Genomic DNA, 25555 nt, shown 5'->3' with positions numbered 1-25555 from the left:
CCTCCATCACTATTTTTAACAGCCACTTAAACTGTGAATCTTATCCACTCTTCTTTGGTGTCTGCCACCTTCAAAGTCTGTTGTTAGAAATATGTTAAGAAGTTTTTTAGCTGTTTCTTGATCAATGATTCTTGCCCCAAAGCAAATAACATTGGCATCATTATGCTGACGGCTCATTTGCGCTTCAAACTCGGACTGGACCAATGCCGCTCTAATACCCTTGTATTTATTGGCAGCAATACTAATTCCAATCCCTGTTCCACAGATCAACACGCCAACATGCTCTGGACTTTTGACAACGGCTTGACAAACTTTCTGTGCGTAATCAGGATAATCAACAGATGCTTCACTGTTTGTACCCATATCCATGATTTGCTCTGATGCGTAGTGTAAATCTTGTTTTAAATAATCAATTAAGTCTGCTTTTAATTCTAGTGCTGCGTGATCACCGCCAATAAAAACTTTTTTGCTCTCTACTTTCATCTCTATCAGGCCAATTTTTTAAACAATAAACAGCCATTGGTTCCACCAAAACCAAACGAATTACTTAGCACCGCGTCAACTTTAAATTGCTGAGCTTCATTGGGAACATAATCTAAATCACAGGCTGGGTCTGGAGTTGTATAGTTAATGGTGGGTGGCACAAATTGATGGTGAATACTCAACACACTGTAAACCGCTTCAACTCCACCGGCTGCACCCAATAAATGCCCGGTCATGGATTTTGTAGAACTAACTTTAAGATGTTTAGCATGATCTTTAAATAATGTTTTTATGGCTGCAGTTTCTCCAGCATCATTAAGTTGAGTTGAAGTACCATGCGCGTTGATATAATTTAAATCTTCTATGTTCATCTGAGCATCGGTCAACGCTGCCTGCATACAACGGATTGCACCTTCACCATTTGGAGAAGGTGCTGTCATATGATATGCGTCTGCACTCATGCCATAGCCAGCAAGTTCAGCATAAATCTTTGCTCCTCTTTTTTGTGCATGCTCTAAACTTTCTAAGACAACAATGCCTGCACCTTCACCCATGACAAAACCATCTCTATCCAAATCAAAAGGACGACTGGCCAATTCGGGCTCATCGTTACGTTTGGATAAAGCGCGCATCGCTCCAAAACCACCTACGGCAAGTGGAGATATTGTAGACTCTGTACCTCCAGCAATCATGACATCTGCATCACCTCGTTCAATAATTTTAGCGGCGTCTCCTATATTGTGTGTACCCGTTGTACAGGCAGTAACGGTGCAAGAATTAGGTCCTTTAGCGCCTAAAGCAATAGAAATTTGTCCTGGTGCCAAATTGGCAATAATTTTTGGTATAAAAAAGGGTGATATTCTTCTTGGCCCTTTTTCTAAAATCACTTCATGGGTTTCTTCAATGGTACCTATTCCACCCAAACCAGCACCTACCATCACACCCACACGTTGAGCATTGGCATCATTAATTTCTAAACCCGAATCTTTGTGTGCCATTAACGCCGCTGTTAGGGCATACTGAATAAACAAATCCATTTGTTTAATACTTTTTGGATCAATACTTTCCTTAGGATCATAGCCTTTAACCTCTGCAGCAATTTTGGTTGTGTATTCCTCACAGTCAAAGCGAGTGATCTTTCCAATACCACTTTTTCCAGATTGAATGGCTGATAAATTTTCTTCAACATTTAAGCCTAGAGGTGTCACCAAACCAAGCCCTGTTACAACAACTCTCTTTTTCATATCTTATCTCCAAGCCACATGGATATTAACTAGCACCAACTAAAATTCTTAAACAATTAAACCTATGGTGTTGTTCAAATAACAACACCACTTACAATGACTTATCGTAATATAAAAATAGTTTACGCAGCCTGGTTTTTTTCGATGTAATCAACAACATCGCCAACTTTTAAAATGTTTTCTGCCTCTTCATCAGGAATTTCCATTTCAAAAGCTTCTTCCATGGCCATAACCAATTCTACAACATCCAATGAATCTGCACCTAAGTCATCAATGAATGATTTTTCATTGGCAATATCATCGGCATCAACATTGAGTTGCTCAACAATAATTTCATTTACTTTGCTTTGAATATCTTCTCTTGTCATTTCGTTCTCCTTTTAAGGTTTTCTCAATGGGCTAGATTACTCAGCTACTTAGCTAAGCTATCACAACCCAAAACATTTTTTAAAAAACTTTCGCGTTTGCTTACGATTTTATTCAATGGGTGTATTAAAAAAATGGAATTCAAAGCCCATGTAAAATCAGCTTTAAATGTACAAACCTCCATTGATTGATAGTGTATGGCCCGTTATATACCCAGCTTCTTTAGAAGCCAAATATTTAACAGCTGCCGCTATTTCTTCTGGTTCAGCCCAACGGTTCATAGGAATATCCTTTAAAAATCTCTCTCTTTGTTCATCCGTTAATGCCATTGTCATTTCTGTTTTAACATAACCCGGAGCAACTGCATTAACAGTGATATTTCTAGACGCAAGCTCTTTGGCTAAAGACTTCATTAAACCTAACATACCGGCTTTTGAGGCTGCGTACATACTTTGTCCAGGGTTACCCATTTCACCCACAACAGAGCTTATAAAAACAATACGGCCATTATTTTTTCTTCGCATCATAGATTTAGCCGCAAACTTGCTGCATAAAAATGACCCCGTAAGATTGGTTTGAATAATTTTATCCCAATCTTCTTGTTTGGCACGTAAAATCAATTGATCTATAGAAACCCCAGCATTATTGACCAAAACATCTATCCCACCAAACTCTTTAACAATGTTATCCATTGTTTGTTCAACTTGTGTAGAATCTGCTACATCAAAACAAGTTGCTTGCGCACTACCACCTAACGCAACAATGCTATCAACCACTTCCTGTGCTTGTTTTTCATTGCTACGATAGTTAACCAAAACTTTATGCTTATCGTCTGCAAAAGCTTTAGCAATAGCACTACCAATACCTTTAGAGGCACCGGTAACCAATACAATTCGTAAATCAGTCATGTATACCAGGGATTAAAACCAAGTGTTTTTTGATCAACCTAGTCTATAGCAATTTGTACAGCTTCTTTGCCTTTATAAAAGCCACACTCACCACATACGTGATGCAATTGAACTGGTTCATTGCATTGTGGACAATTATGAATGTTGCTAGGAACAGTCAGCGCATGATGAGAACGACGCATGTTGCGCTTAGATTTAGATGTTTTTTTCTTAGGTACCGCCATGGTTTTTACCTCTTTAAAATTTTAAAATTCATGTCTTTTTAAAAAGACTTCACCGTCATAAACGATTTAAAACGCATAAATACCCATAATTGTTTTATTTTTCAAGTTAATTTTTATGAATTTAGTGTACAACTTTAAGCCTTAAAATGCTCCTTATTTGCTTGTTTTACTTTTAGAGCATTCATGTCCAGCTTCTAATTTTTCACCACACAAACTACATAAGCCTCTGCATTGCTCTGAACAAACATAGCGCATAGGGAGGTTTAATAAAATCTGTTCCCTAATAATATGGGTCAGATCAATTTCTTCATTAGCAAAAAATACCAGACCTTCTTGGGCCTGTTCAAAACTATCTTCATGCTCAGCTTTGTGCTTACTTCGTTTAGATGTTTTATTTTTAACCGCTCCAGAGACATTAACCGCTTTTCTGGAAACTTCTTGCTTCCGCGCACAAATGATAAAAAGATGTTCTTGATAATTGTACTCAAAGCTTTGGCCACAACGAGAACACACTGCCTCAATCTGACATGATACTTCACCTTGCAATTCAACATCATCCATTCGATGTTTTTGTTTTAACTCAACTTGACAGTGTGCTGGATGAGTAAAACTCTCATCTGCCACAAACTTACTTTTTTGATCTTTTTCACCTTGTAAAACATCTGGGCCAATATCAAAGCTCAAACTTAGCGGTTTATTGTGCGGAATCATTCTTAATTTAACCAACATGCTCTACGCTCTAACGTTAAACACTTGCTTCGTCAAGCCTTTACCAGCCCAATAAAAAAGCCAGAACCTTGCAATAAAGTTCTGGCTTTTGATAAACCTCTGTTGGTTATTTTATTGACTATGCATCTTCTGGTTTAGCAACCACCACCACTTTTGAGCTGGCATTGGCTGTTGCATAGACACAGTAGTTTCCACCCGCTCCATCAAGCGCAGGTGAAGAGTATAAGTTACCTCGTTGCACAATCATATTGTATTCCCCTGGAGCTACTCCTGCTAGCTGAAATGCAACTGCAGTTTGACCCTCATCTAACACGTGATAGCGCACTGGATTTAATTTGTCTGTTTTATTGGCATGCTCTAAGGTTACGGTAATGTATGACGTTTGTGTTGCTGGCGGAAGTTCTCCACGTTTACCAATATTAAACTGAAGTACATCATTTTCTTCAACATTGATTACTTTGGCCAATGTTGCCTCTTTACTTTCTACGTCTGCTGGTACCATGTACAAGCCATAAAAACCTTCCTTACCAAAAGTAAAGTGGGTAAAATCACCTACGCCAAAACCATCTGTTGGCTCACCATAGACAACTGCTTTACCTTGACTGCTGCGTTGACCAAAACCAATCACTTGCTTATCTTTCTCTGGTAAGTTACCTAAATAGTAATTTTTTAAACGCTCCCCTTCACCTCGAACCAAATCAATGGAGTATGACTGATCTAAAAACAACGATTCTCCTGTATCAGGGCTTTCAGCCAACTCAGCTTCAGAGTCAGCTTCTTCTGGGTCAACTTCCTCTGGATCTACCTCTTCAGGAGTTGCTTCGCTTACGGCTTCTCGTCTTTTAGCTTGATCAATAATTGCTTCCAAACCCAAGGCTCTAGCTTGATCCAAGGGTTTTCCTTCGGCGATCATATTTTTTGCGGCATTTTTACCGGTAAAAAACTTGGCTACAACCACTGTTTCCTTGGCTGCAAATGGAATAGATGGATTGGCACCTTTAGGAAAAGTTGCTTCACCTTTATCATACCCTAGAGCATGAAATGGATTGACTTCATCATAATCCCAAGGCTCTGAAGTAAAATACGCTTTTCCTGAAGCAAAAATTGCACCCTCATGTTTTGCCAAGCCGCCAACATCATGCATGACATTGATCTCAGCTACACCCCTATCACAGGTACCCGCGGCTGAAAGCTTTTCAGCAAAACCTTCACTGCCAGGAATTACAACTGGACTTGCTTTTGCTAAGTTTTTCATCTCACTTGTTCCAGGTGTTTGCACCAATGTGCAGCTGCTTAAGACCATGCCCGTTAAGCATGCACCAACCAAAAATTTTATTTGTATTTTCTTCATATCTTTCACCCTTTTGATCATTAAAATGTATAACTTAGGTTCATATTAAATAAGTTGCCCTTTGTTTCACTTGTGACATAGTTATCTGCATTGCTGCTATTGGTTTCCAACCTGTACAATAAGCTGGCAGATAATGAATCATTGATTTTTTGTGAAAAGCCAATCATATGTCGTATTCTTCTGTTGGCTTTAAAGTTACTACCTTCTAAAGCATGGTCATAAGTTCTTTGACGGAAACGCAATTCATAAGAGAATGTTCCACCGTCCCACCAAGGCATGTCTTGCGTGACTTTAGGTCTTAATAAATGACCTTTCCATTCCGCATTAGGATTATTTGAATAAACGCTAAAGGCATAACGATAATTTAAGCGCAAAGAAGTTCCATCTTTTGGTTTCCAATCAGCGGTAAAGCCAAGTTTGTTTTCTATCCAAGCAAAGTCTGCTGTAGGGTTAGATAAACCAAAACCACCTAAATCATCGGTATTGGCGCCAAACACTGAATCAGAAAACAGTCCACCACCAAAATCATCCGTATCAATACCACCGCCAATAGAATCAATCAGGGACACATCAGCGTTTAAGATTTGGTAGTAATCAAAGTAGTAGGTCAAAGACAAGCTGGTCTTGTCATCAATTTTCATTTTAGCTGTTGGAGAAGATAATAAAACCAAATAATTGTCCGAACCACTGTCTTCCCCAGACAACAAGAACCACTCACCATACATCCCAAAGTTATAACTCCATTGATCATTGATTTTTCCATCAAAGCCTAAGTTTACAATGTTAGTGAAACCGCGTTGAGCCGGATCTTCTTTATCTAGATATTCTTGCCATGCAAATTCATAGCTTAAGTTCATGTTCAATGATTTTTTAGAATCAGTGGCCAACTTGGTACTTAAATTAATATTGGGTGAAACCTGAAAATATTCTCTTTTATGCCCGTTAAGGTAACCAAAACCAATGGGTGTTACCGTCAGACCTGCTCCAAAATTAAGACCTTTGATGGTTCCTTCCACTGGCTCATCTTTAATGGCTGCAGCTGGAGGCGCAACATCTACCACACCACCCACTGTTATAGGCGCATTCGTCATATTTTGTTCCAGTACAGTATCTTCAGTAACAGGAATGGTTTGCACTTGGTCAACGACCAACTGTTGTGTTTCTGTTTCTTCCTCACTGGGTAGAAACAAACGTTTTTCTTCTTCACTCATTTCCTGCACAGTAATAACTGGAAGTTCTTCTGAAGGTTGGGCATAAACTGCCAACGAACCTGCAAAAAAACTAAGAACTAAACTCAATGATAACAACTTTTTATCCATTTTTTCTACCTCATTAACGTAATGTATACACTGCAGCTAACACATTGCACAATTATCTTCAAGCATAAAATTACACACTGCTTCATTTTTTATGCTTTTGCTATACTGCATATGTTCCCCCTATTAAAAAGCAATTGCTGTGCCAGCACTAAAGCTATATAACTAGCTGAATTTCATAGGTTAAAATGGTACAAGGCTGTCCTTTTGCGGCAGTTCTGTCGCAAAAAGAATGTCGCTATAAATTGTTTTAGATTAGTGTATAAATATTTTTGATAAGTTTTTTATGCATAAAAAATAGAGTTTTTCTATCTAAAAACCTATATGTCAGTCATCACTGAACGTAACGATACTCAACGTTGGCTTGACTATCTTGAGCCAAAAACTTGGAGATAAGACTTTTACCAAAAACTTTGGCAAAAAAACTATCGTCTTCTTTGGGTGGATAAATGGTTTCAATATCTTCTTCTTTAACATCGGCCAGCTTGGCCGCAACCTTAATAGCGTATTCCAAACCACCCAAACCATCAACCAACTGTACATCTTTGGCTTGCCTTCCTGAATACACTCTACCATCCGCTAAAGATGTAACTGTTGCCTTATCAAGCTTTCTTCCTTGTGCAATAGCCTCGATAAACTGATCATGCATATCATCCATCATGTCTTGCATGATTTTTCTTTCTTCTGGTCTTAAATTGCGTAAGGGTGAACCAAGGTCTTTATTTTCTCCAGCTTTAATCAATTCCCAACGTATATTGAGTTTTCTTAAGGCATCACCAAAAATAAAATAGTTGGCAATCACGCCAATAGAGCCGGTAATGGTTCCCGGATTGGCAATGATTTTTTCTGCTGGAGCCGCAACATAATAGCCCCCTGAAGCCGCAACATCGCCCATAGACACAACCACTTTTTTTATTTTATTGATACGTTTAATTTCATCATGAATTTCTTGAGATGATCCAACCACGCCACCAGGTGAATTGACCCGTAAAACAATGGCTTTTACTTCTTTTTTTTCTTCATATTTTTTTAAGGCCTTTATCGTATCCAAAGAACTCTCTATAGCGCCATTTAACTCAACAACAGCAATATTACCATCAGGATTAATATCTCCTTTGAGAATTGAGATAATCATGGCTAACTCAATCACAATACCAAAAAGAAAAAGAACAACAAAAAATCTGGAAAAACCTCTTCTGCTCGACATAGCGCCTATTGTGCCGCTTTTACCCCAGAGGTCAACTTATTCAGACATTCATACTTAAAATTACATCGTTTTTAAATCCACTGAGTTACGAATTACTTTTTATGTCACATGAAGGCCTTGAGGGAGCACGCCCGATCAGCCGAATGTGCATAAAAATAATTTATATTATAGTGATTGAAAACAAAGTGGTAACTATAGAAAACCGGAACACGCTCCTACGTTGCATGTCTCCTTTTGCTTTTCCCACCCTTAAATAAACGCTCTTATTGCTTTAAAAATTAAATCGCCATGCACATATGTTATTTAATTCATTTCAATAAAAAAAGGCCATGTATTTCTACATGGCCCTTCATTGATTGTATTTTGAATACTCTAATTATTCTGCTTTATCACCACCAAAAGCTTTAAACTGATCACCCATGATATCGCCAAGGGTAGGTTTAGCTTTCTCTTTGGCTTTTTTAGCAGCCTCTTGCGCAATTTCTTGTGACATGCCATTTTCAAAGGCTTTAATAGACAAACTTAATTTTCTTTCTTGAGGGTCCATTGAAATCACAACTGCTTTTACAGAGTCGCCAACAGTATATTTATCGCTTACTTTTTCTTCATCATTTAATGGAATTTCTGAAACGTGAATCAAACCTTCTAAGTCATCTTCCACTTCTAAGAATAAACCAAAATCTGTAATTTTTACGATTTTACCTTCGGTCTCTGTACCGGCAGTGTATTTGCTTTCTGCTTTATTCCAAGGATCATCGGTTAATTGTTTGATACCTAAAGCAAAACGTTCTGCACTTGGATCAACGTTTAACACAACTGCCTCAATTTTATCGCCTTTTTTATACACATCATTGGGGTTTTTGACTTTATTAGACCATGAAATATCTGACACGTGAACCAAACCATCAATGCCATCTTCCACTTCTACAAACACACCAAAGTCTGTAATGTTGCGCACTTCACCAGAAATTTTAGAACCTGGTTGGTATTTTTCTACCAAAGCATCCCATGGGTTTGGTTGAGTTTGTTTAAGCCCCAAAGACATTCTTCTGTTTTCTGGGTCAAGCTCTAAAACAACTGCTTCCACCTCTTCTCCTAATTTTAATAAAGCAGATGGGTGTTTTACACGTTTTGTCCATGACATTTCTGAAACGTGGATCAAGCCTTCAATGCCTTCTTCCATTTCAATAAATGCACCATACTCAGTCAAGTTCACCACTTTTCCTTTTACTGTGGCATTTTTTGCATACTTCATTTCAGCATTGACCCATGGATCATCGCTCATTTGTTTAAGACCTAAAGATACGCGCTCTTTAGCTCGATCAAATTTAAGGACTTTAACATCAATCTCTTCACCCAATTTTAAAATCTCATTGGGGTGATTAACGCGTTTCCAAGACAGGTCTGTGATGTGCAACAAACCATCTAAACCGCCAAGATCAACAAAGGCACCATAATCGGTTACGTTTTTAATAATGCCCTTTACAATAGCGCCCTCTTCAATTTTACCAATGATTTGTTGACGCTGTACTTTTCTTTCTTGCTCAAGAATAGAACGGCGACTTAAAACAATATTACCTCTGATTTTATTAAATTTAATGATCTTAAATTGATAAATATTGCCCACCATGTGACCCAAGTCACGTACTGGGGTTAAATCAATTTGCGAACCTGGCAAGAAGGCTTTTACGCCAATGTCTACGGATAAACCACCTTTGACACGATCTAAAACGCGACCTTCAATAATATCACCACGCTCACAAGCTTCAGCAATCTCATCCCAAATTTTAAGTTTATCTGCTTTTTCTTTAGAAACAATGACTAAACCATCTTCGTCTTCTGCAGTTTCCAAGAAGACGTCTACTTTATCCCCGACTTTTACGGTCAAGTTGCCTTCGATATCGACAAACTCAGAAATATCGACACGACCTTCAGACTTATAGTCAATATCAACCAAGACCACATCACGGCCAATCTTAATGACTTCACCTGAAATAATTTCACCAGCTTTAATTTCTTTATCATCACTGACGGATGCTAAAAAGAGTTCTTCAAAGCTTTCATTGTTTGTTGTTTTTGTATTTTCCATTGAATTAAATATTTCCTTTCATTCCTTAATTAAAAAAGCCAACCCTAAAGTTCTTGCCTTACTTAAAATCATCCATTGCTGTGCGATTGTTTAAAGAATGAATTGTTAAAGGTTAATGTTAAGCATTCTGGCCTATCCAGATTGCCCTATGTTTAAATATCTAAACCCTCCATATATTGTTTTAGATATCTTTGCCATACTTTTCGTAATGACATTGCTTTGCACTTGCCACCCAATTATCACGCTCAAAACGATCTTTAAAAGCATCCAACTCACCGGATACTTTTTTAAACTGAGCACCTGATAATTTGGCCACATGTTCAAATCTTGTAATACCCAACTTATTCAGCTGGCTTTCAATGACTCTGCCTATACCATATATTTTTTTTAAGTCATCTTTTGTTTGTTTGCTTGAAAGTGTTTTATTAACCAAACCCTTGGTTTTTATTGTACTTAAACTGCTTTTTTTAATGCCTTTACTAGAAGGCTCTGTTTTTACATTTAAAGAAGCAAGTTTGCTCAATTGGGCTTCTAAGTTTTCAATTTTTTGTTGCTTTTTACGTAAACGGTCTTGCATATCCGCCAACTGCTCATCACGTCCGTAATTTAACTGTTGTCCTTTTGTATTGGGTGTAATCCATAAAACTTTTTTCATCCACCAACCGCTGACCAAACCCAAAATAAATGCGGCAATCATCCAAAATAAAACCTGAAGTGCTAAATATACCATTTCTCTTGTCTTCCCCTCATTATTTCAACATGCTTGGTTTAAGTTGCGTAATATCTATTCTTCTATTTCTTCTTCTACCCTCAGCTGTTCGATTATCTGCAATAGGCTGATTTTCTCCATAAGCATGGGTAACTAGCTGTTGTTCTTCTACATTGTGTTGGATAAAATATGCTTTGATTGCTTCTGCCCTTTTTAAACTCAGTTTAAAGTTATGGGCTGCCTCGCCAATTGAATCCGTATGTGCAGATATTTTAAAAACTGCCCCAGGAAGAACAACAAGGGCTCTTAATAAATCATCCAGCTTTCTTTTTGCTGGAGCCTTGAGACTTTCATTGTCTGAAGAAAATTCCAAATCGCTCAAAGTAACTTGCCCCGTTTCCAACAACTGTCTGGCTAAACTACCTTGCTTAAATTCCTGAGCATCTGTCTGCAAAGTATAAAGCTGGCTATTAACCTTACGAACGCCCCATACTTGCGCTATTTTGTTAATTGTTTGTGTTGCTTCTATTGCCGATGTGACCGTACCGGTGACAACTGCATCCCGGCCAAAAAAAGTAACCTCGATATCTTCATTGCTCAAGCTGGCTTGAGAACGTGACTTTAAGTCTTGCTCAATGTAAAACTTGTTGTATTGTAGACTAAAGAAATACAGCAAGGCAAAGCCAACACTGGCAGCTATAAAAAAAGGTCTAATCCTACGCTGCCCTTCTTGGCTAAGCAAGGAAACTTCACAAGCGCCAAGGGCGTTTATATTGTTTTGCTGCTTGCTTATTGTCGCCATAATTGCTGGCATGCATATACAATATATCTTACAGCGTCAAGTCAATTTTAAAGATTAAGTGCTTTAATTTATAATGATTTTTGTTTTCAGTTTATACAATCAACCAGTTACAGCCCACCCAACCTAGCGACTTTCTCCAGGCTGACCACCACTCCCAGCTGCATCAACCTCATCTCTTGCGGCTTGTAAAATATCACTTTCTTTATTCAGTCTTCTAGACCATACCAAGTCAACTTTTGGATATTTTAAGCTGGGCATACCATAAGGAATATAGCTTTTAAATCGGTCATCACTCTTGAGAACCATCCGTTGAAAGCCTAAGCCATCTCTGTGCATGAATGGACTGGGCTTTTCAAAACTCATGCAACCATAGACCCAAATAGCGTCAGAATAATTATGCTGCAACTCTTGTCCATCCGGACAGGAGTTAGGATTGGTATTATTAACAGCACATACCGCTGGATTGGCTTGATGCACCCAAGCACCGGCACCTGAATCATAGTAATAATAGTAATCAGACGCTGAGGAATTGTACTGATCCCAAATGGTATAGTTATTACCAAGGATTTTATCTCTTCCAAAAGAAAATGGCATTATTTCCAAATCGCCAAAGCTCATAAAACAGCCATCCAAATCTAAACTACCGTAGGCATTTGTACCGCCTCCAGCACCGTTGGGATTATAATACCGTGCGTTATCTGTATCTCTATCATTGCTGACCGTGACATTGGTTGAATTGGTTAAAGTTGATCCACTGGCAACATCAAAATAACGGACAAGGTGGTTGGGAATGGTGCTTGGAATACGAACTCCAGCCAATGAAAATAAGCTAAATAGATCATCCGATTGGGTAGATTGATCTGCATACTGAATATCCCCCTCTATCCAAGCATAATCATCGGCAAAGATGGCAACTTTTCCATTAAGCTTACCTTTGACGTGCACTTGTCCTTTAACATAAATATTTAAACCCGCAGCGGGAATTTGATATGTACTTGTGGGTGCCCCTCCTTGAAATTCTCCTGAATAGCGCTGATCCGGACGCATATTACCAGTAACACAGTCCCAGCGCTCTAGTACGTTATCAACAAATTTAAAGCAAACATGCGTACTTACAAAGCTGTAGTCGGCTGTATCAAACAATTGCCCTTTCCATTCATCAATTTCACTTGTGCTATCGTCCATGTATTGCAAATCAAATTCATCTTCAAAATCATTCATTGTAAAACTGGCATTGCTTGAACGATTAAACGTGTTGCTTGTTAAATCACCCGTGGTTGAATTGATGGTTGTTTTCCCATTAAAAACATACTCGTTGGCAGGAACATCATGACTCGGATGATAAAAAGAAGCATCAAAATAAAAATTGTCTTTATGTATTTTCCCTAAATGAACGTCTCCTTCTGCCACAATAGGAATAAAGCTGTAAGGAACTGGATTCAATGCATAATCATCTGCTGTGTACAAAGATCCTCCGTAATAGTTTTCAACAAAACTTAAAGCATAATCTCCGGGTGTCATCAGCTTTACTGCCACCATGGCTTCCATGCTTTCAATTTGAGCTGAACCAGCTTTTTTGCTTTCAACTACAACATTAAATAGCTTAGGATACAATGAATCATAATCATCTGTTTCACCTTTAGGGTCAGCATTTTCAATACTAGGTATATAATAAATTTCCATTGAGGAACCGTCTTGTTTTTGCCTTGAAAATCTAGGCAAGACCTTATTCCTGATTGGGCTCTCTAATGCCACAACCAAGCCAACATTTGCTAAAGTTTGTAAATCTGTTGATTGCCCATTAATTCTTAATGTTGTCCAATCATTTTGTTTGGCTCGTTCCAATAAATCCCTAATTGCCAACTGCAAACCTTCTTCAGATAAGCTGCGCATATCCGTACCTTTGTTACGCTGTCCAAAGTACCTTTGCATTGGCTGAATGACTGAGGCACTCCCTGCCATAATCAAACCGGCAATCCCTAGAAGGATAACAGCGGCAAGTAATGCACTACCTTGTTGATGGCGTTTTAGTTTAAACATAGTATTTAAGGCTGACCTCACTGAAACTCAGCTTGCTGATGCGCAGGGATAAAACATAAAATAAGGAGATGAACACTTCACGCACTAGCAAACAATTTAAAAACCCGGGCTACCCTCTATTATAGCAAAAAACATGCGCAAAAATACAGCAGTTTCTGTACTTTTTTATCTTTAAGCTGTTTTACGGCTAAATCAACGCTGGGCAATGTTTAACTCAATCAATCAATTGAAAAAAGCTTGCTCGCAATGAATAAAAGTTCTTGACAAACAAATTTAAATTATATTTAAGGTCGGGATTATGGCATCACATGCATCAGCACTAAAAAAAATTAGAAAAGATTCAAAACGTACCACTTTAAATCGTTGGTGGAAAAGTAGAGTTAAATTTGTCACCAAGCAAGTATTGGCTTTGTGTGAAAGCAAAGACAAAAAAGGTGCTCAAGACGCTTTAAAGCAAGCCAACCATGAAATCAGTAAGGCTCAAAGCAAAGGTATTTTGCACAAAAATACTGCTGCTCGTAAAATGTCTGGTTTAAGCCGTGCAGTTAATAAAATAGCTTAATTTTTACGTGGTTATCGTTTTTTAAAAGGCGTTTTTTAAACGCCTTTTTTATTTTTACGCTTCCACTGTGGTGCAAATTTATTTTCCGAATCAGTTTTATTATTTTTATCGGACTTTAACTTAAGACTTAAACCCTGGTTAAAAACAGCCAACATATCCTTAAGCATGGACCAAGTTAGCTTAACCTTAATTGTTTGACTTAAATTCATCTTTAATAACCATTCATTTTTTTTACCTAAATAAAGATCACAAGGGATATCTCCCGGATTGGCAAGCAAAATTTCTCTTAATTGCGCAACCTTATCTTTCTCTAAATATTTCCATTCCAATTTTAGCCTGATTTTACCAGAAAAAACTTCTGCTGGTGTTTCAAGATAAGCAAATTTATCTGCAATAATTTTACAACTTAAATCGTCACCATGCTCCAAAGTTCCACTGACAATAATGGGTTTATCAGACTTTAATAATTCTCTAGACTCTTCATAAACATCTTTAAAAACCACCAATTCAGTACTACCTGACAAATCTTCTAAACCTACAAAAGCCATGCGATCACCTTTTTTGGTGGTAATTTCTTTTAAACTTGAAACCATACCACCAACTCTGACTATTGATTTATTGCTTTGTTCGCTTAAGCCTAAAATATCACACGAAGCAAAATATTTTAAAGCCGGCGCATGGCTAGCCAATGGATGTCCTGAAACATAAAAACCTAACATTTGCTTTTCAAATTCTAGCTGATCTTTTTCAGGCCACGCTTCAATTTTTGGGTTGATCAAATCAACTGACATTCCTGTTTCATTCATAGCAAACAAACCGGTTTGACCTTGACTTTGATCACGTTGATTTTTGCCAGCAATCGCCAAAATCTGCTCAATACTGGCCATATTTTGCGCCCTATGTGGATGAAGCGCATCCAAGGCACCACATTTAACCAAAGCCTCTAGGGTTTTTCTGTTTACAGACTTAGTGTCTATCCGCGAAGCAAAATCAAATAAATCTTTAAATGGGCCATTTTTTTGTCTTTCTTTCACCACAGACTCTATGGCCGTCACCCCAACATTTTTAACTGCTGCCAAACCATAAAGAAGTTTGCCATCCACTACATTAAAATCAACCTCACTTTGGTTAATATTAGGTGGACATACCTTAATCTCTTGTTTTTTGCAGTCATTGACAAAACGAACCACTTTATCTGTATTGGATCGGTCAATGGTTAAACATGCTGCCATAAACTCTTTGGGATAATGCGCTTTTAAATAAGCCGTCTGATATGAAATTAAAGCATAGGCTGCTGAGTGTGACTTGTTAAAACCATAACCGGCAAACTTTTCCATCAAGTCAAAAATCTTTTTTGATTTATCTGCTGGAAATTGATTACTGGCTGCCCCAGTTAAAAATCTTTGTTCTTGCTTGGCCATCTCAGCAGCAATTTTTTTACCCATGGCCCGACGTAACAAATCCGCTTCACCCAATGAGTAACTGGCCAAACTTGACGCGATCTGCATCACTTGCTCTTGATACAAAATCACCCCGTAGGTTTCTTTTAGTATTGGCTCTAATTCAGGCAAGTCATATTTGATTTCTATCCGACCATGCTTACGATTGATAAAGTCATCCACCATCCCCGAACCAAGAGGCCCTGGTCTATACAAGGCGACCAAAGCAACAATGTCTTCAAAACTGTTGGGTTTTAAGCGCATGACCAACTCACGCATACCGGAAGATTCCAGCTGAAATATCCCTTGCGTTGAACCTTTGGCTAAAATTTCAAACACTTTTTCATCGTGCATATTAAGGGTTAATAAATCGATCTCTATGCCATGCGATGCCTTAATCAATTCACAGGTCTTATGCAGCAAAGTTAGAGTTTTTAAGCCTAAGAAGTCAAACTTAACCAAGCCAACATTTTCTACAGCTTTCATGTCCCACTGTGTCACAGCTTCTCCATGTTGCCCAATGGATAAAGGGACATGATGCACCAAGGGTTGCTCATCAGAAACCACTACACCGGCAGCATGCACGGACACATGCCTAGTCAAGCCTTCTAACGATAATGCTACATCCAACAGTTCATTGATTCTTGGATCTTCTTGCCGCAACTCTTCAAACTGAGTTTCTTGCTCAAAGGCTTCCTTTAAAGTGATGTTCAACACATTGGGCACCAATTTAGCAATTTTATCTACCTCGCCATAAGGCATTCCCAAAGCCCGACCTACATCTCTTATCACTGCCCTAGCTTGTAACTTTCCAAAGGTACCAATTTGAGCAACTTTAATGGTATCCAAAGTTTTTTGTTTGGCATCCAAACTACCATCGTATTTTTTAGCCACATATTGAATGACTCTATCTCTTCCCTCTTGGCAGAAATCAACATCAATATCCGGCATGGATATCCGCTCTGCATTTAAAAACCTCTCGAACAATAAATTATATGGAATAGGGTCAACGTCTGTTATCCGTGTACAAAAGGCCACCAAAGACCCCGCAGCAGAACCCCGCCCTGGACCCACTGGAATATCATTGCTTTTTGCATAATTGATAAAATCTTGCACAATCAAAAAATAACCAGCAAAGCCTGTTCCTTCAATCACCTTAAGTTCAATGGCCAACCTGTCTTTGTATTGCTGCTTCATTCCCTCTATTGCAACTGTGGGATCATTTTTTTGATAAAAGCTTTCAATTTGTGGCCAGCGTTTTTCTAAACCCTCATACGATAAACGCGCCAATTCTTCAAAAGGAGACCTCCCTTGCGGCAGATCATACTCTGGCATGCAATAATCTTCCAAATTAATACTGACATCACATGCTTGTGCAATTTTAACTGTATTCTCCAAGGCTTGTGGGCAATCACTAAACAAACTTTGCATTTGTTCTGTGCTTTTTAAATAATACTCCGTACTATCAAACTTAATTCTATCCCTGTCCTGAACCCTACGTGCAGAGCCAATACACATCAAAACATCCTGGGCGTGAGCATCTGCTTCTTGTAAATAATGCACATTATTGCTGGCCAGCACAGCTAACTCATGCTGTTTGGCAAAATCAATGAGTTCTTGGGCATCCTCTGGATGTTGTTTTGCAATGGCCAAATACAAATCCCCAGGTGCAAAATATTTCTTTAACCTATCTATGCTTGTTTCTAAAATCTGTAATTGACCGCCAAGCATTTGCGAAGCAAAAGGTTTTTGCGGAGCCAAAGCACAAATCAAACCTTGACTATGGTTTTGTAAATACTGCAAATCAGTATATACGTGTTCATTATCATCATGTGTAAACTGAGCATAACTAGAGAGATAAAAAAGATTGCGTAGCCCTTCATTATTTTTTGCCCAAAACAACAACGGACAAAAATTACTGTTTTGTTGATCTAAGCTTAAATCGAGCTCAAGACCTACAATAGGCTTTAGATCTTGCTTTTTTGCTTTTTGATACAACTGCAAAGCTCCATGCAAATTGCCTTTATCTGTTAATGCTACCGCCTGATAGCCTTGCTGTTTGGACCATACAATAAGATCTTCGATTCTAAGCGAACTTTCTAGCAAAGAATATTGCGAATGATTATGTAAATGAACAAACTGCATAAGGATACTATCATGTATGAAAAAGCCCAATTTTGATCAAGCTTTTCTTTGTGCAAAAATCTTATTTTCAAAAAAGCGATGTTTATAAAGCTTTGCTGCTCCTTTTTAAAAAAGATTTTTTCAAATTAAACTTTTGGGATACAAATTAAGCTAAAAAGTACCTGTAAAATTTATCCAATTTAGAGTGACAGAGCTTGGGTTACATAAGATCGACAGCACAGCTTTTTAAATCTTCTAAATCACAAATTTCTAGAGCTTTCTCATGGGTGCTGGCCAAAAAGACTTTGGGAGCTGCCCCTACTGCAAAGGCTTCTTGCCATCTGGATGCACACAAACACCATTTATCTCCTGCTTTTAAACCAGGAAAATCCATCTCTGGTCTGGGTGTCATCAAATCATTTCCTCTGCTTAAAGAAAACTGTAAAAAGGCATCTGTTAATTCAACACAAACAGCATGCACCCCATGATCTCCCTCTCCAACCTTACAGTATCCATCGCGATAAAATCCTGTTTTAGGAGAAAAACAGCAGGGAATTAAATCATCTCCATAAATATTTTTATGATTCTCTTGCATAATCACTTTATTTAACACAAAAACAACCTGCACGGTATTTTTGCTTTACAACACCCTTCTTCACTCTTTTTCTGTACTTCACTAAGATCAACAAATACTTTTTTCATACCCCAACCCTTAACGTTCTTCTTCAATACGTTGTTCTTTTTTTTCTATTAATTTATCAAAACGTTCCAATTTATGTTTTAAACTATCTAAAGTTTGACTTTGTTCTGGCGAGGGCTCTTTTTTACCAATCAATTGTTTAATTTCATTGATTTTATTTTGGTATTCTTTTTTCTTTTCTTTGATACTTTCAATTGATTCTAATTCGTCAGCTTTGTCAAAAATAATATTCTCAGGCCCACTCTGCGCATGCTCCATTTCTTTTTCTTGTTTAGGAACATACATAAACCTTGTCTTTGGTTCAAAGACTCTTTGATTCATAAAAGTTGGTGACACAATTTCAATGTCATGGGCATGCAAAGAAACCAACATACTTTCTCTTAAATTGGATCGAGCTGAAATCAAGGACTTGACCTCAGTTAAAAAACCAGCCGCCTTGTAACTCACGGAAAAATCACCCAGTTTTTCTAACAGTACAAAAGGTTTTTCTAAGCCCGCGTCTAATACAGCTTTTTCCAAAGCTTCTTTTATTCTTTTATGACTGTTATCATAACCTAAAGATACTTCTGCTGAAACAATGGTGCCTGAACCACGAACAACATTTACTGGATTACTCACCAAATACAAATTGGGCAAGGTAGTCAGTGAGCGTTGTTCTGTTTGAATTTCTGTATGCAACAAACCCCATTCTGATACTCGTCCAAAATGTTCTCCAGCTTGAATAAAGTCTCCAGGCTTAAAAGCTCTGATAGACCTTAGCATCATCCCCGCCATAATATTGCCTAAAAAAGTTGTTGAAGACAAAGCAATAGCGGCAGCGGTAACCACCCCAAACAAGTTAAGTAACTGTCCTCTTGAAGCAATATTAATAGGCAAAGTCATCAACACTGAGATAACAACAATCACAAAGACACAAACTAGTAAAATTGGCTTTATTAAACTGCTACTTGCATTTGGAAAAACTTTATTTAATAGATCAGTTTTTTGTACCGCTCTGAACAGAGCAAACCAAATAAAAATCAAAAGCACAAAAGGAAGCCAAGCCAATAAATATTGAATCAATGAATCTAGCATACTCACAACCTACAACAATCTCTACCCTATGACCATTAATTTTATCTATCATTGCATTGTCTTAAAATATTTTAATGCATCTTAGAAGTCATCTGTTCATTTAATATTCATCTCTGAGTGTTAATTATTTTTAAAAATTAACCATTAAGGAGATTATGATGAAAAATTTATTATTACTAACACTGATTTTGATGAGCACCAATTTGTATGCTCAACAAAATAAAATAACTTTTAAGCTTTATGCTTTAAAAGAAAAAATTGCACTCAATCAAGCATTAGAGCATGTCCATCCTGATTTTAGTCATGAGGAGCTTTCTGAGTCAGAACTGGATGAAACCTATTGGCAAGAAATTACAAAAGTCGGTGACTATGTAACGCTGCCTGCCGGCGGAATTGTGACAATGCAGGAAGGCAAGTTTCATGTTCTTGAACTTTCAGGCGTAGAAGAGGTCTATAAACTTAATTGTTCTTTTGATCCGGCTTTAACTGGCTTTGTTGGGCACAAAGATATTGATCCAAACCCTCAAGTTTACATTGGCGGCGAGGATGACTGGTTGAACTATACTGGTGTGAGTAGTGAAGTGCTTGGCGTTCGTTATGATTCTGGTGACAAAAAAGGTTATCTGTTTAGAGCTCCTAAACCAAGCATGGGGAAAAACAGAACTGCAACCTGTTACAACATGGAAGATGAAAGCCAACGTGCTAGCATTACCATCAAATACTAGTGTGTATTTGAATGATTTAACTAATTCATTCAAGATCACTGAGACATGGATTAAACCTCATGTCTCAGTGTTTTTATACATCCTTTGGATGGTTGATCCCATCACTATAAGGTACACTTTTATAATTTTCAATATTCACGCCGTCAATACAAGCAATGTTAATTCCATATTCTGTTGGATCAGAACGTCTTTGATGATGCGTGTAAATACCACAGACTTTGCAAAAATAGTGCTTAGCTGTGTGCGTATTAAATGTGTACAACTGTAAGAGATCTTGACCTTTAACAACCTTTAAGTACTGCAAAGGCACTGATGCAACAACTGCACCTTTGCGAGAACAAATAGAGCAATTGCATCGTCTAATTTTTTCTAATCCCTTGTTTAACTGAACCTCTATCTCAACTCCAGCACAGTGACAGGTCATTTTATATTTTTTCATAAACTAACGCATTTATAACTATTGAAAACACCTAAGTAAAGTGTACTTGAGAAAAATATTTTCTACCAGCTCAAACAGTGGGGCAGCAAAGCTGCCCAAACTCGCTGTACGAAATTTATTTTTCTCAAGGCACCCATAATTATAAAGCCTTCAAGAAATGGAAAGTTTTGTACAGATCGATTTTTCTTATTTAGTTTATAAAAGGAATGGTAAGTTTTTCGAAGACCGAGGCGCAAAGGAGAGAAAAACCGGAGGCGTAGTCCACCTACGTCGAGGATTTTGAACGACTGGCAACGAAGGTATTTGGAAAAATCGCCATTCCCGCAAAAGCACAGGCAAAATTTTTTATTCCCATTCGATGGTGGCCGGTGGCTTACTGCTGATATCATACACCACTCTATTTATGCCTTTCACTTCATTGATGATTCTATTGGACACATGCGCTAAAAAATCATGCGGTAAATGAGCCCATTTGGCCGTCATTCCATCAACACTGGTGACTGCTCGCAATGCACAAACATTTTCATAGGTCCGTTGATCACCCATGACACCCACAGTTTTAACCGGCAATAAAGTTGCAAAAGCCTGCCAAGTTTCTTGGTATAAATTTTGACTTTTTAATTCTTCAATAAAAATAGCGTCTGCTTCTTGCAACGTTTTAATTTTATTTTCTTCAAGCTCTCCCAACACTCTTATGGCTAAGCCTGGTCCAGGAAAAGGGTGTCGTTCAATAAAATTTTTGGGTAAGCCTAATTCTTGACCCAACAAACGCACTTCATCTTTAAACAATTCTCTTACGGGTTCAATCAACTTTAAGTTCATTTTTTCTGGTAAGCCCCCTACATTATGATGACTTTTAATGGTCACGGATGGGCCACGATGTGACACACTTTCAATAACATCTGGATACAGTGTTCCCTGCGCTAAAAACTGAACATCTTTTATTTTTTTTGCTTCTTCATCAAAAACTTCAATAAAGGTATTACCAATAATTTTACGTTTTTTCTCAGGATCACTGACACCTTTTAGCTTGGACATGAATAAATCTTTGGCATCAACCGTAATCATGTTCAAAGAAAATGCATCTTTAACATCACGCTCTACTTGTTCACGTTCATTTTTACGCAATAAACCATGATCAACAAAAATACAGGTTAACTGTTGCCCTAAAATTTTATGTAAAAGGATAGCCACAACGGAAGAGTCCACTCCTCCAGAAAGTGCGCAAATAACATGCGCATCACCCACCTGTTTTTTTATGATTTCACTTTGCGTTTCAATAAAATGTTCCATGGTCCAATCTTTTTTAGCTTTACAGATCTCAACAACAAAATTATTCAACACCTGCTTTCCAATGCTTGAATGTACAACTTCTGGATGAAACTGAACGCCAAATATGTTTGTATCATCTGATTCAAAGCCAGCATAAGGACAGGTCCGTGTTGTGGCTGTAACCTGCCAAGCTTTGGGAATACTCTCTATCTGATCACCATGACTCATCCACATTTCATATGTCTTATTGCTGTCAATCCCTGCAAATATGCTTGTTGCTTTTTCTATTTTAACTTGTGAAGAACCAAACTCTCTATGTGTGCATGCCTCAACTTTACCGCCAAATTCTTGGCTAAGAAGTTGCGCCCCATAACATATCCCTAAAATAGGAACATCCCATTGCAGTATTTCTTTGGGCAAATACGGCGAAAGATGGTCATAAACAGATGCTGGACCCCCTGAAAGAATAATGCCTTTAACCTGATCTTTATAAGTTTCTAAATTATCGTCAAAAGCAACCACCTTTGAAAACACTTGCATTTCACGCACCCTTCTTGCAATCAACTGTGTGTATTGCGATCCATAATCTAAGACTAAAATCATTATTGTTTTCTCCAGCTTTGTTTTATTTTGTTCACTTCAAACCTTCTTTTGTCTACCTTACAGTAAAAATCAATCATGTATTAAACACTGCTTGTACGGGCACCTTGCACAACAAACCTTCTACTGCCACTTGATTAACAATTGCATTGATTTGCAAGGAAACTTCGCACAATTGCGGCTCTAAGTCTTCTAAAGCAATTTGTAATTCGCCATATAGGCTTGTTGCACCCAAACCTAAAATGCTATTTTGTCCTGACCAGTCCAATTGGGCCGAGGTAATTTTAAGTGTATCGCTTAAAAAGGAACAGCTGCTTTGCCCAAGGTTTTGAGCTATCCATTGCACATTACCTGACATAATGTTCAACTGTGCTTGGCCTTGCACATCCATATCACCCATTGTGCAAGACAAGTTTGCAAAAAAACTATTCACGGATGTATCTACCGCTGCAAAAATAGCAGCGTCAATAATATCTTCCTGTGTGACATCTACTAAAAACTCTAAAATTGTTTGTTGTTGTTCTTGGTTGAGAGTAATATTCTCTTTTGTTGATCCCCCACAGGCCGTTAACATTAAGATCAAACCCAAAACCAAGTCTATATTTTTTTTCATCTCTTACCTTACTCTCTTAACTCATTGTCTGATAATTTGGTGTCTCCTTGGTTATGCTTACGTCATGGACGTGGCTTTCTCTTAGACCTGATTGGGTGATTCGGACAAACTTTGCTCTTTTATGTAAGTTAGGAATGTCTTTAGCTCCTACATAACCCATACCGGCTCTTAAACCTCCAGTTAATTGGTGAATTACATTACTCAATGACCCTTTATATGGTACTCTGCCTTCAATGCCTTCTGGTACCAACTTGTACTCGGCAGTCATCTGATCTTGAAAATACCGATCCGCAGATCCACCCTTCATAGCTCCCAATGAGCCCATACCTCTATAAGTCTTAAATGTTCTCCCTTGATATAAAACTTGTTCGCCCGGTGCTTCCTTGGTTCCAGCTAAAAGTGAGCCAATCATCACGCTTGATGCCCCTGCTGCTAAAGCTTTGACAATATCCCCAGAATATTTAATCCCACCATCTGCTATCACAGGAATATTTTTTTTCTTAGCCGCCTTTGCAACATTCATAATTGCCGTCAACTGTGGCACCCCAATACCTGCAATAATTCTTGTAGTACAAATAGAGCCCGGTCCAATTCCTACTTTAACTGCATCTACACCCGCATCAATCAAAGCCAAAGCTGCTTGTTCTGTTGCAATATTTCCGGCAATAATTTGAATGTGATTAAATTTTTTTCTTATTTCATTTATTTTTTGCAATACTCCACTGGAATGTCCATGAGCAGTATCTACAACCACAACATCCACACCCGCTTCTAGTAGAGCTGTGACTCTATCTAAGGTATCTTCACCCGTACCAACAGCTGCTCCACAGAGCAACCTTGCTTCTTTATCTTTTGAGGCATGTGGAAACTCACTGGCTTTTTTAATATCTCTAATGGTAATCAAACCTTTGAGTTCTTGTTTTTTATCCACCACCAATAATTTTTCAATTCTATGCTGATGCAACAAGGCTTTGGCTTCCTCTAAACTAACACCTTCTTGAGCTGTCACCAGTTTTTTGGTCATCACTTCACTGACTGTCAACTGCATATTGCTTTCAAATTGCAAATCCCTGTTGGTAACTATACCTTTAAGTTCTTTACCTACAGTGACTGGAATGCCACTGATTTTATGCTCTAACATAATATTCAAGGCTTTTTGTACAGTTTCATTGGGCTGCATGGTAATGGGGTCTTTCACCATCCCGCTTTCAGATTTTTTAACTTTTTTTACTTCTGCCGCTTGTCGCTCAATGGTCATGTTTCTATGCACCACACCCAAAGCACCTTCTTGCGCCATCCTTATGGCCAATTGCGCTTCAGTGACTGTATCCATCGCAGCCGATATGATAGGGGTATTGAGCTTAATTGTTTTGGTTAATTGAGTTTTCAGCTCAACATTTCTGGGTAAAACTGCGCTTTCTTGCGGCAGCAAAAGAACATCATCAAAGGATAATGCGGTTTGAATCTCAGTAGAAGAATTTGCCATAAAGTACACCTCTTTTGGCAAGTCTTTATACTTAAGTTAATGTTTTTTAGCAATCACTGATTTATTTTTATTGAGCAATAGATATTTTATAAATACTTATACAGTTCTTGGGCATACAATTATTTTGTGTGTGGTTAATATCCGCATGCTGGCGCACATGTCGATGTACCATACACATCACAAACACTTTGTGAACATGATGTATAGCCTACAAGATCACCGTCGGTACATGCTCGCAACGTACACAAGCTACCGTTGGTACCTTCAAAAACACAATAGGCCCCGCTACATCCACTGCCACCTGTAGATGTAGGTGATGGCGTAGGCGTAGGCGTTGTTGCTGTTGGTGTGGGCGTTGCTGTTGGTGGTGGAGGTGACCCATCACAATAAACCACCGGTGTTGTTCCGTTGGCCACTGAAAAACTAAAGTTAATCTGATCTGAACAACTCATTGTTGTAGTAACTGTGACCAAACTGCCTCCTTGACAACGCGTACGCTGGAAAACAATATCCACTGGACAACCAAGGTCATCACACTCATAAAAAGGATTATAGGTATAGGTTGAGTTTGTACACGGCGTTGGACTTGGCGTTGGCGTTGGACTTGGCGACGGCGTTATGGTTGGCGTAGGTGTTGGTGTTGGTGTTGGACTTGGCGTTGGCGTAGGCGTTGGTGGAGTATAGCCCGGACAACCGACTGTATCAGGACAATGCAAAGGACCTGCCATCACTGTACTTGAACATGTATCAAATGTTTCACAGCGCGGCTCTTTAAATGGTTCTGGTGATATAATTCGGCAAATCCTTCCACAGCCTGTTGTAGGGGTTGGCGTTGGTGTTGGACTTGGCGTAGGTGTAGGGCTTGGCGTTGGCGTAGGCGTTGTTGCTGTTGGTGTGGGCGTAGGTGTAGGTGTTGGGCTTGGCGTTGGCGTAGGCGTTGTTGCTGTTGGCGTAGGTGTTGTTGCTGTTGGCGTAGGTGTTGGTGTTGGTGTTGGTGTTGGTGTTGGTGTTGGTGTTGGTGTTGGCGTTGGCGTTGGAGTTCCTCCAGAACAA

The 25555-nt window shown here is 38.4% G+C and carries 23 protein-coding genes; 2 read left to right on the top strand and 21 right to left on the bottom strand.

Annotated features, from left to right (window positions below; genetic code table 11):
- Positions 1 to 15: 15 nt before the first annotated feature.
- From rpiB to PKC21_10715, 13 genes are all read right to left on the bottom strand, one after another.
- Positions 16 to 483, bottom strand: coding sequence for a ribose 5-phosphate isomerase B (gene rpiB / locus PKC21_10775; protein HMR25820.1), 468 nt, complete (start codon positions 481 to 483; stop codon positions 16 to 18).
- Positions 484 to 488: 5 nt separating this feature from the next.
- On the bottom strand, positions 489 to 1727 hold the full coding sequence (fabF, locus tag PKC21_10770) for a beta-ketoacyl-ACP synthase II (protein ID HMR25819.1): 1239 nt from the start codon (positions 1725 to 1727) through the stop codon (positions 489 to 491).
- A 122-nt stretch (positions 1728 to 1849) separates the two neighbouring features.
- On the bottom strand, positions 1850 to 2095 hold the full coding sequence (acpP, locus tag PKC21_10765; protein ID HMR25818.1) for an acyl carrier protein: 246 nt from the start codon (positions 2093 to 2095) through the stop codon (positions 1850 to 1852).
- Positions 2096 to 2257: 162 nt separating this feature from the next.
- Positions 2258 to 3001, bottom strand: coding sequence for a 3-oxoacyl-[acyl-carrier-protein] reductase (gene fabG / locus PKC21_10760; protein HMR25817.1), 744 nt, complete (start codon positions 2999 to 3001; stop codon positions 2258 to 2260).
- A gap of 38 nt (positions 3002 to 3039) precedes the next feature.
- On the bottom strand, positions 3040 to 3225 hold the full coding sequence (gene rpmF, locus PKC21_10755; protein ID HMR25816.1) for a 50S ribosomal protein L32: 186 nt from the start codon (positions 3223 to 3225) through the stop codon (positions 3040 to 3042).
- A 153-nt stretch (positions 3226 to 3378) separates the two neighbouring features.
- A complete protein-coding gene (locus PKC21_10750) occupies positions 3379 to 3954 on the bottom strand; it encodes a DUF177 domain-containing protein (GenBank protein HMR25815.1) in 576 nt (191 codons plus the stop codon).
- A 118-nt stretch (positions 3955 to 4072) separates the two neighbouring features.
- On the bottom strand, positions 4073 to 5305 hold the full coding sequence (locus tag PKC21_10745; GenBank protein HMR25814.1) for a hypothetical protein: 1233 nt from the start codon (positions 5303 to 5305) through the stop codon (positions 4073 to 4075).
- A gap of 20 nt (positions 5306 to 5325) precedes the next feature.
- Positions 5326 to 6624 (bottom strand): hypothetical protein, encoded by a 1299-nt coding sequence (locus PKC21_10740; GenBank protein HMR25813.1) that lies wholly within the window; start codon positions 6622 to 6624, stop codon positions 5326 to 5328.
- A gap of 331 nt (positions 6625 to 6955) precedes the next feature.
- Complete coding sequence (sppA, locus tag PKC21_10735; protein ID HMR25812.1) at positions 6956 to 7828, bottom strand: signal peptide peptidase SppA; 873 nt, start codon at positions 7826 to 7828, stop codon at positions 6956 to 6958.
- Positions 7829 to 8204: 376 nt separating this feature from the next.
- Entirely contained in the window at positions 8205 to 9917 is a 1713-nt protein-coding gene (locus PKC21_10730) for a 30S ribosomal protein S1 (GenBank protein HMR25811.1), read from the bottom strand.
- A gap of 181 nt (positions 9918 to 10098) precedes the next feature.
- Entirely contained in the window at positions 10099 to 10647 is a 549-nt protein-coding gene (locus tag PKC21_10725) for a hypothetical protein (GenBank protein ID HMR25810.1), read from the bottom strand.
- Positions 10648 to 10666: 19 nt separating this feature from the next.
- Positions 10667 to 11440 carry an OmpA family protein gene (locus tag PKC21_10720; GenBank protein HMR25809.1) on the bottom strand — a complete coding sequence of 258 codons (774 nt, stop codon included), beginning with the start codon at positions 11438 to 11440 and terminating at the stop codon, positions 10667 to 10669.
- A 111-nt stretch (positions 11441 to 11551) separates the two neighbouring features.
- Positions 11552 to 13468 carry a hypothetical protein gene (locus PKC21_10715; protein ID HMR25808.1) on the bottom strand — a complete coding sequence of 639 codons (1917 nt, stop codon included), beginning with the start codon at positions 13466 to 13468 and terminating at the stop codon, positions 11552 to 11554.
- A gap of 298 nt (positions 13469 to 13766) precedes the next feature.
- Between PKC21_10715 and rpsT the strand changes: the two genes are divergently transcribed.
- On the top strand, positions 13767 to 14030 hold the full coding sequence (gene rpsT / locus PKC21_10710) for a 30S ribosomal protein S20 (protein HMR25807.1): 264 nt from the start codon (positions 13767 to 13769) through the stop codon (positions 14028 to 14030).
- A 35-nt stretch (positions 14031 to 14065) separates the two neighbouring features.
- Here the strand turns inward: rpsT and dnaE are convergent, their stop codons facing one another.
- The 3 genes from dnaE to PKC21_10695 form a co-directional block, all read right to left on the bottom strand.
- On the bottom strand, positions 14066 to 17614 hold the full coding sequence (gene dnaE / locus PKC21_10705; protein HMR25806.1) for a DNA polymerase III subunit alpha: 3549 nt from the start codon (positions 17612 to 17614) through the stop codon (positions 14066 to 14068).
- Between the two features lie 199 nt (positions 17615 to 17813).
- Positions 17814 to 18188, bottom strand: coding sequence for a DUF2237 domain-containing protein (locus PKC21_10700; protein ID HMR25805.1), 375 nt, complete (start codon positions 18186 to 18188; stop codon positions 17814 to 17816).
- Between the two features lie 117 nt (positions 18189 to 18305).
- Positions 18306 to 19367: a mechanosensitive ion channel gene (locus tag PKC21_10695; GenBank protein ID HMR25804.1), complete on the bottom strand. Its 1062-nt coding sequence runs from the start codon at positions 19365 to 19367 to the stop codon at positions 18306 to 18308.
- Positions 19368 to 19522: 155 nt separating this feature from the next.
- Between PKC21_10695 and PKC21_10690 the strand changes: the two genes are divergently transcribed.
- Complete coding sequence (locus tag PKC21_10690; protein HMR25803.1) at positions 19523 to 20092, top strand: hypothetical protein; 570 nt, start codon at positions 19523 to 19525, stop codon at positions 20090 to 20092.
- Positions 20093 to 20165: 73 nt separating this feature from the next.
- On the opposite strand, the gene PKC21_10685 is transcribed toward PKC21_10690, so the two are convergent.
- The 5 genes from PKC21_10685 to PKC21_10665 all read right to left on the bottom strand — a co-directional run.
- Positions 20166 to 20531, bottom strand: coding sequence for a GFA family protein (locus PKC21_10685; protein ID HMR25802.1), 366 nt, complete (start codon positions 20529 to 20531; stop codon positions 20166 to 20168).
- Positions 20532 to 20876: 345 nt separating this feature from the next.
- The gene (guaA, locus tag PKC21_10680) at positions 20877 to 22406 is read right to left on the bottom strand and encodes a glutamine-hydrolyzing GMP synthase (protein HMR25801.1); all 1530 of its coding nucleotides are present in this window, start codon (positions 22404 to 22406) and stop codon (positions 20877 to 20879) included.
- 73 nt (positions 22407 to 22479) lie between these two features.
- Entirely contained in the window at positions 22480 to 23016 is a 537-nt protein-coding gene (locus tag PKC21_10675; GenBank protein HMR25800.1) for a hypothetical protein, read from the bottom strand.
- 16 nt (positions 23017 to 23032) lie between these two features.
- A complete protein-coding gene (guaB, locus tag PKC21_10670) occupies positions 23033 to 24502 on the bottom strand; it encodes an IMP dehydrogenase (protein ID HMR25799.1) in 1470 nt (489 codons plus the stop codon).
- 134 nt (positions 24503 to 24636) lie between these two features.
- On the bottom strand, positions 24637 to 25555 hold a 919-nt coding region (locus PKC21_10665), incomplete at its 5' end, for a hypothetical protein (GenBank protein HMR25798.1).

Source organism: Oligoflexia bacterium (assembly GCA_035326705.1).
GTDB lineage: Bacteria > Bdellovibrionota_G > JALEGL01 > JALEGL01 > JALEGL01 > JALEGL01.
The sequence above is the reverse complement of the archived record's forward strand: the minus strand, read 5'-3'. Positions and strand labels throughout refer to the sequence as shown.

Excerpts from the sequence above, each read along its gene's own strand:
- rpiB (HMR25820.1), bottom strand. The coding sequence starts at position 483 with ATGAAAGTAGAGAGCAAAAAAGTTTTTATTGGCGGTGATCACGCAGCA.
- fabF (HMR25819.1), bottom strand. The coding sequence starts at position 1,727 with ATGAAAAAGAGAGTTGTTGTAACAGGGCTTGGTTTGGTGACACCTCTA.
- acpP (HMR25818.1), bottom strand. The coding sequence starts at position 2,095 with ATGACAAGAGAAGATATTCAAAGCAAAGTAAATGAAATTATTGTTGAG.
- fabG (HMR25817.1), bottom strand. The coding sequence starts at position 3,001 with ATGACTGATTTACGAATTGTATTGGTTACCGGTGCCTCTAAAGGTATT.
- rpmF (HMR25816.1), bottom strand. The coding sequence starts at position 3,225 with ATGGCGGTACCTAAGAAAAAAACATCTAAATCTAAGCGCAACATGCGT.
- PKC21_10750 (HMR25815.1), bottom strand. The coding sequence starts at position 3,954 with ATGTTGGTTAAATTAAGAATGATTCCGCACAATAAACCGCTAAGTTTG.
- PKC21_10745 (HMR25814.1), bottom strand. The coding sequence starts at position 5,305 with ATGAAGAAAATACAAATAAAATTTTTGGTTGGTGCATGCTTAACGGGC.
- PKC21_10740 (HMR25813.1), bottom strand. The coding sequence starts at position 6,624 with ATGGATAAAAAGTTGTTATCATTGAGTTTAGTTCTTAGTTTTTTTGCA.
- sppA (HMR25812.1), bottom strand. The coding sequence starts at position 7,828 with ATGTCGAGCAGAAGAGGTTTTTCCAGATTTTTTGTTGTTCTTTTTCTT.
- PKC21_10730 (HMR25811.1), bottom strand. The coding sequence starts at position 9,917 with ATGGAAAATACAAAAACAACAAACAATGAAAGCTTTGAAGAACTCTTT.
- PKC21_10725 (HMR25810.1), bottom strand. The coding sequence starts at position 10,647 with ATGGTATATTTAGCACTTCAGGTTTTATTTTGGATGATTGCCGCATTT.
- PKC21_10720 (HMR25809.1), bottom strand. The coding sequence starts at position 11,440 with ATGCCAGCAATTATGGCGACAATAAGCAAGCAGCAAAACAATATAAAC.
- PKC21_10715 (HMR25808.1), bottom strand. The coding sequence starts at position 13,468 with ATGTTTAAACTAAAACGCCATCAACAAGGTAGTGCATTACTTGCCGCT.
- rpsT (HMR25807.1), top strand. The coding sequence starts at position 13,767 with ATGGCATCACATGCATCAGCACTAAAAAAAATTAGAAAAGATTCAAAA.
- dnaE (HMR25806.1), bottom strand. The coding sequence starts at position 17,614 with ATGCAGTTTGTTCATTTACATAATCATTCGCAATATTCTTTGCTAGAA.
- PKC21_10700 (HMR25805.1), bottom strand. The coding sequence starts at position 18,188 with ATGCAAGAGAATCATAAAAATATTTATGGAGATGATTTAATTCCCTGC.
- PKC21_10695 (HMR25804.1), bottom strand. The coding sequence starts at position 19,367 with ATGCTAGATTCATTGATTCAATATTTATTGGCTTGGCTTCCTTTTGTG.
- PKC21_10690 (HMR25803.1), top strand. The coding sequence starts at position 19,523 with ATGATGAAAAATTTATTATTACTAACACTGATTTTGATGAGCACCAAT.
- PKC21_10685 (HMR25802.1), bottom strand. The coding sequence starts at position 20,531 with ATGAAAAAATATAAAATGACCTGTCACTGTGCTGGAGTTGAGATAGAG.
- guaA (HMR25801.1), bottom strand. The coding sequence starts at position 22,406 with ATGATTTTAGTCTTAGATTATGGATCGCAATACACACAGTTGATTGCA.
- PKC21_10675 (HMR25800.1), bottom strand. The coding sequence starts at position 23,016 with ATGAAAAAAAATATAGACTTGGTTTTGGGTTTGATCTTAATGTTAACG.
- guaB (HMR25799.1), bottom strand. The coding sequence starts at position 24,502 with ATGGCAAATTCTTCTACTGAGATTCAAACCGCATTATCCTTTGATGAT.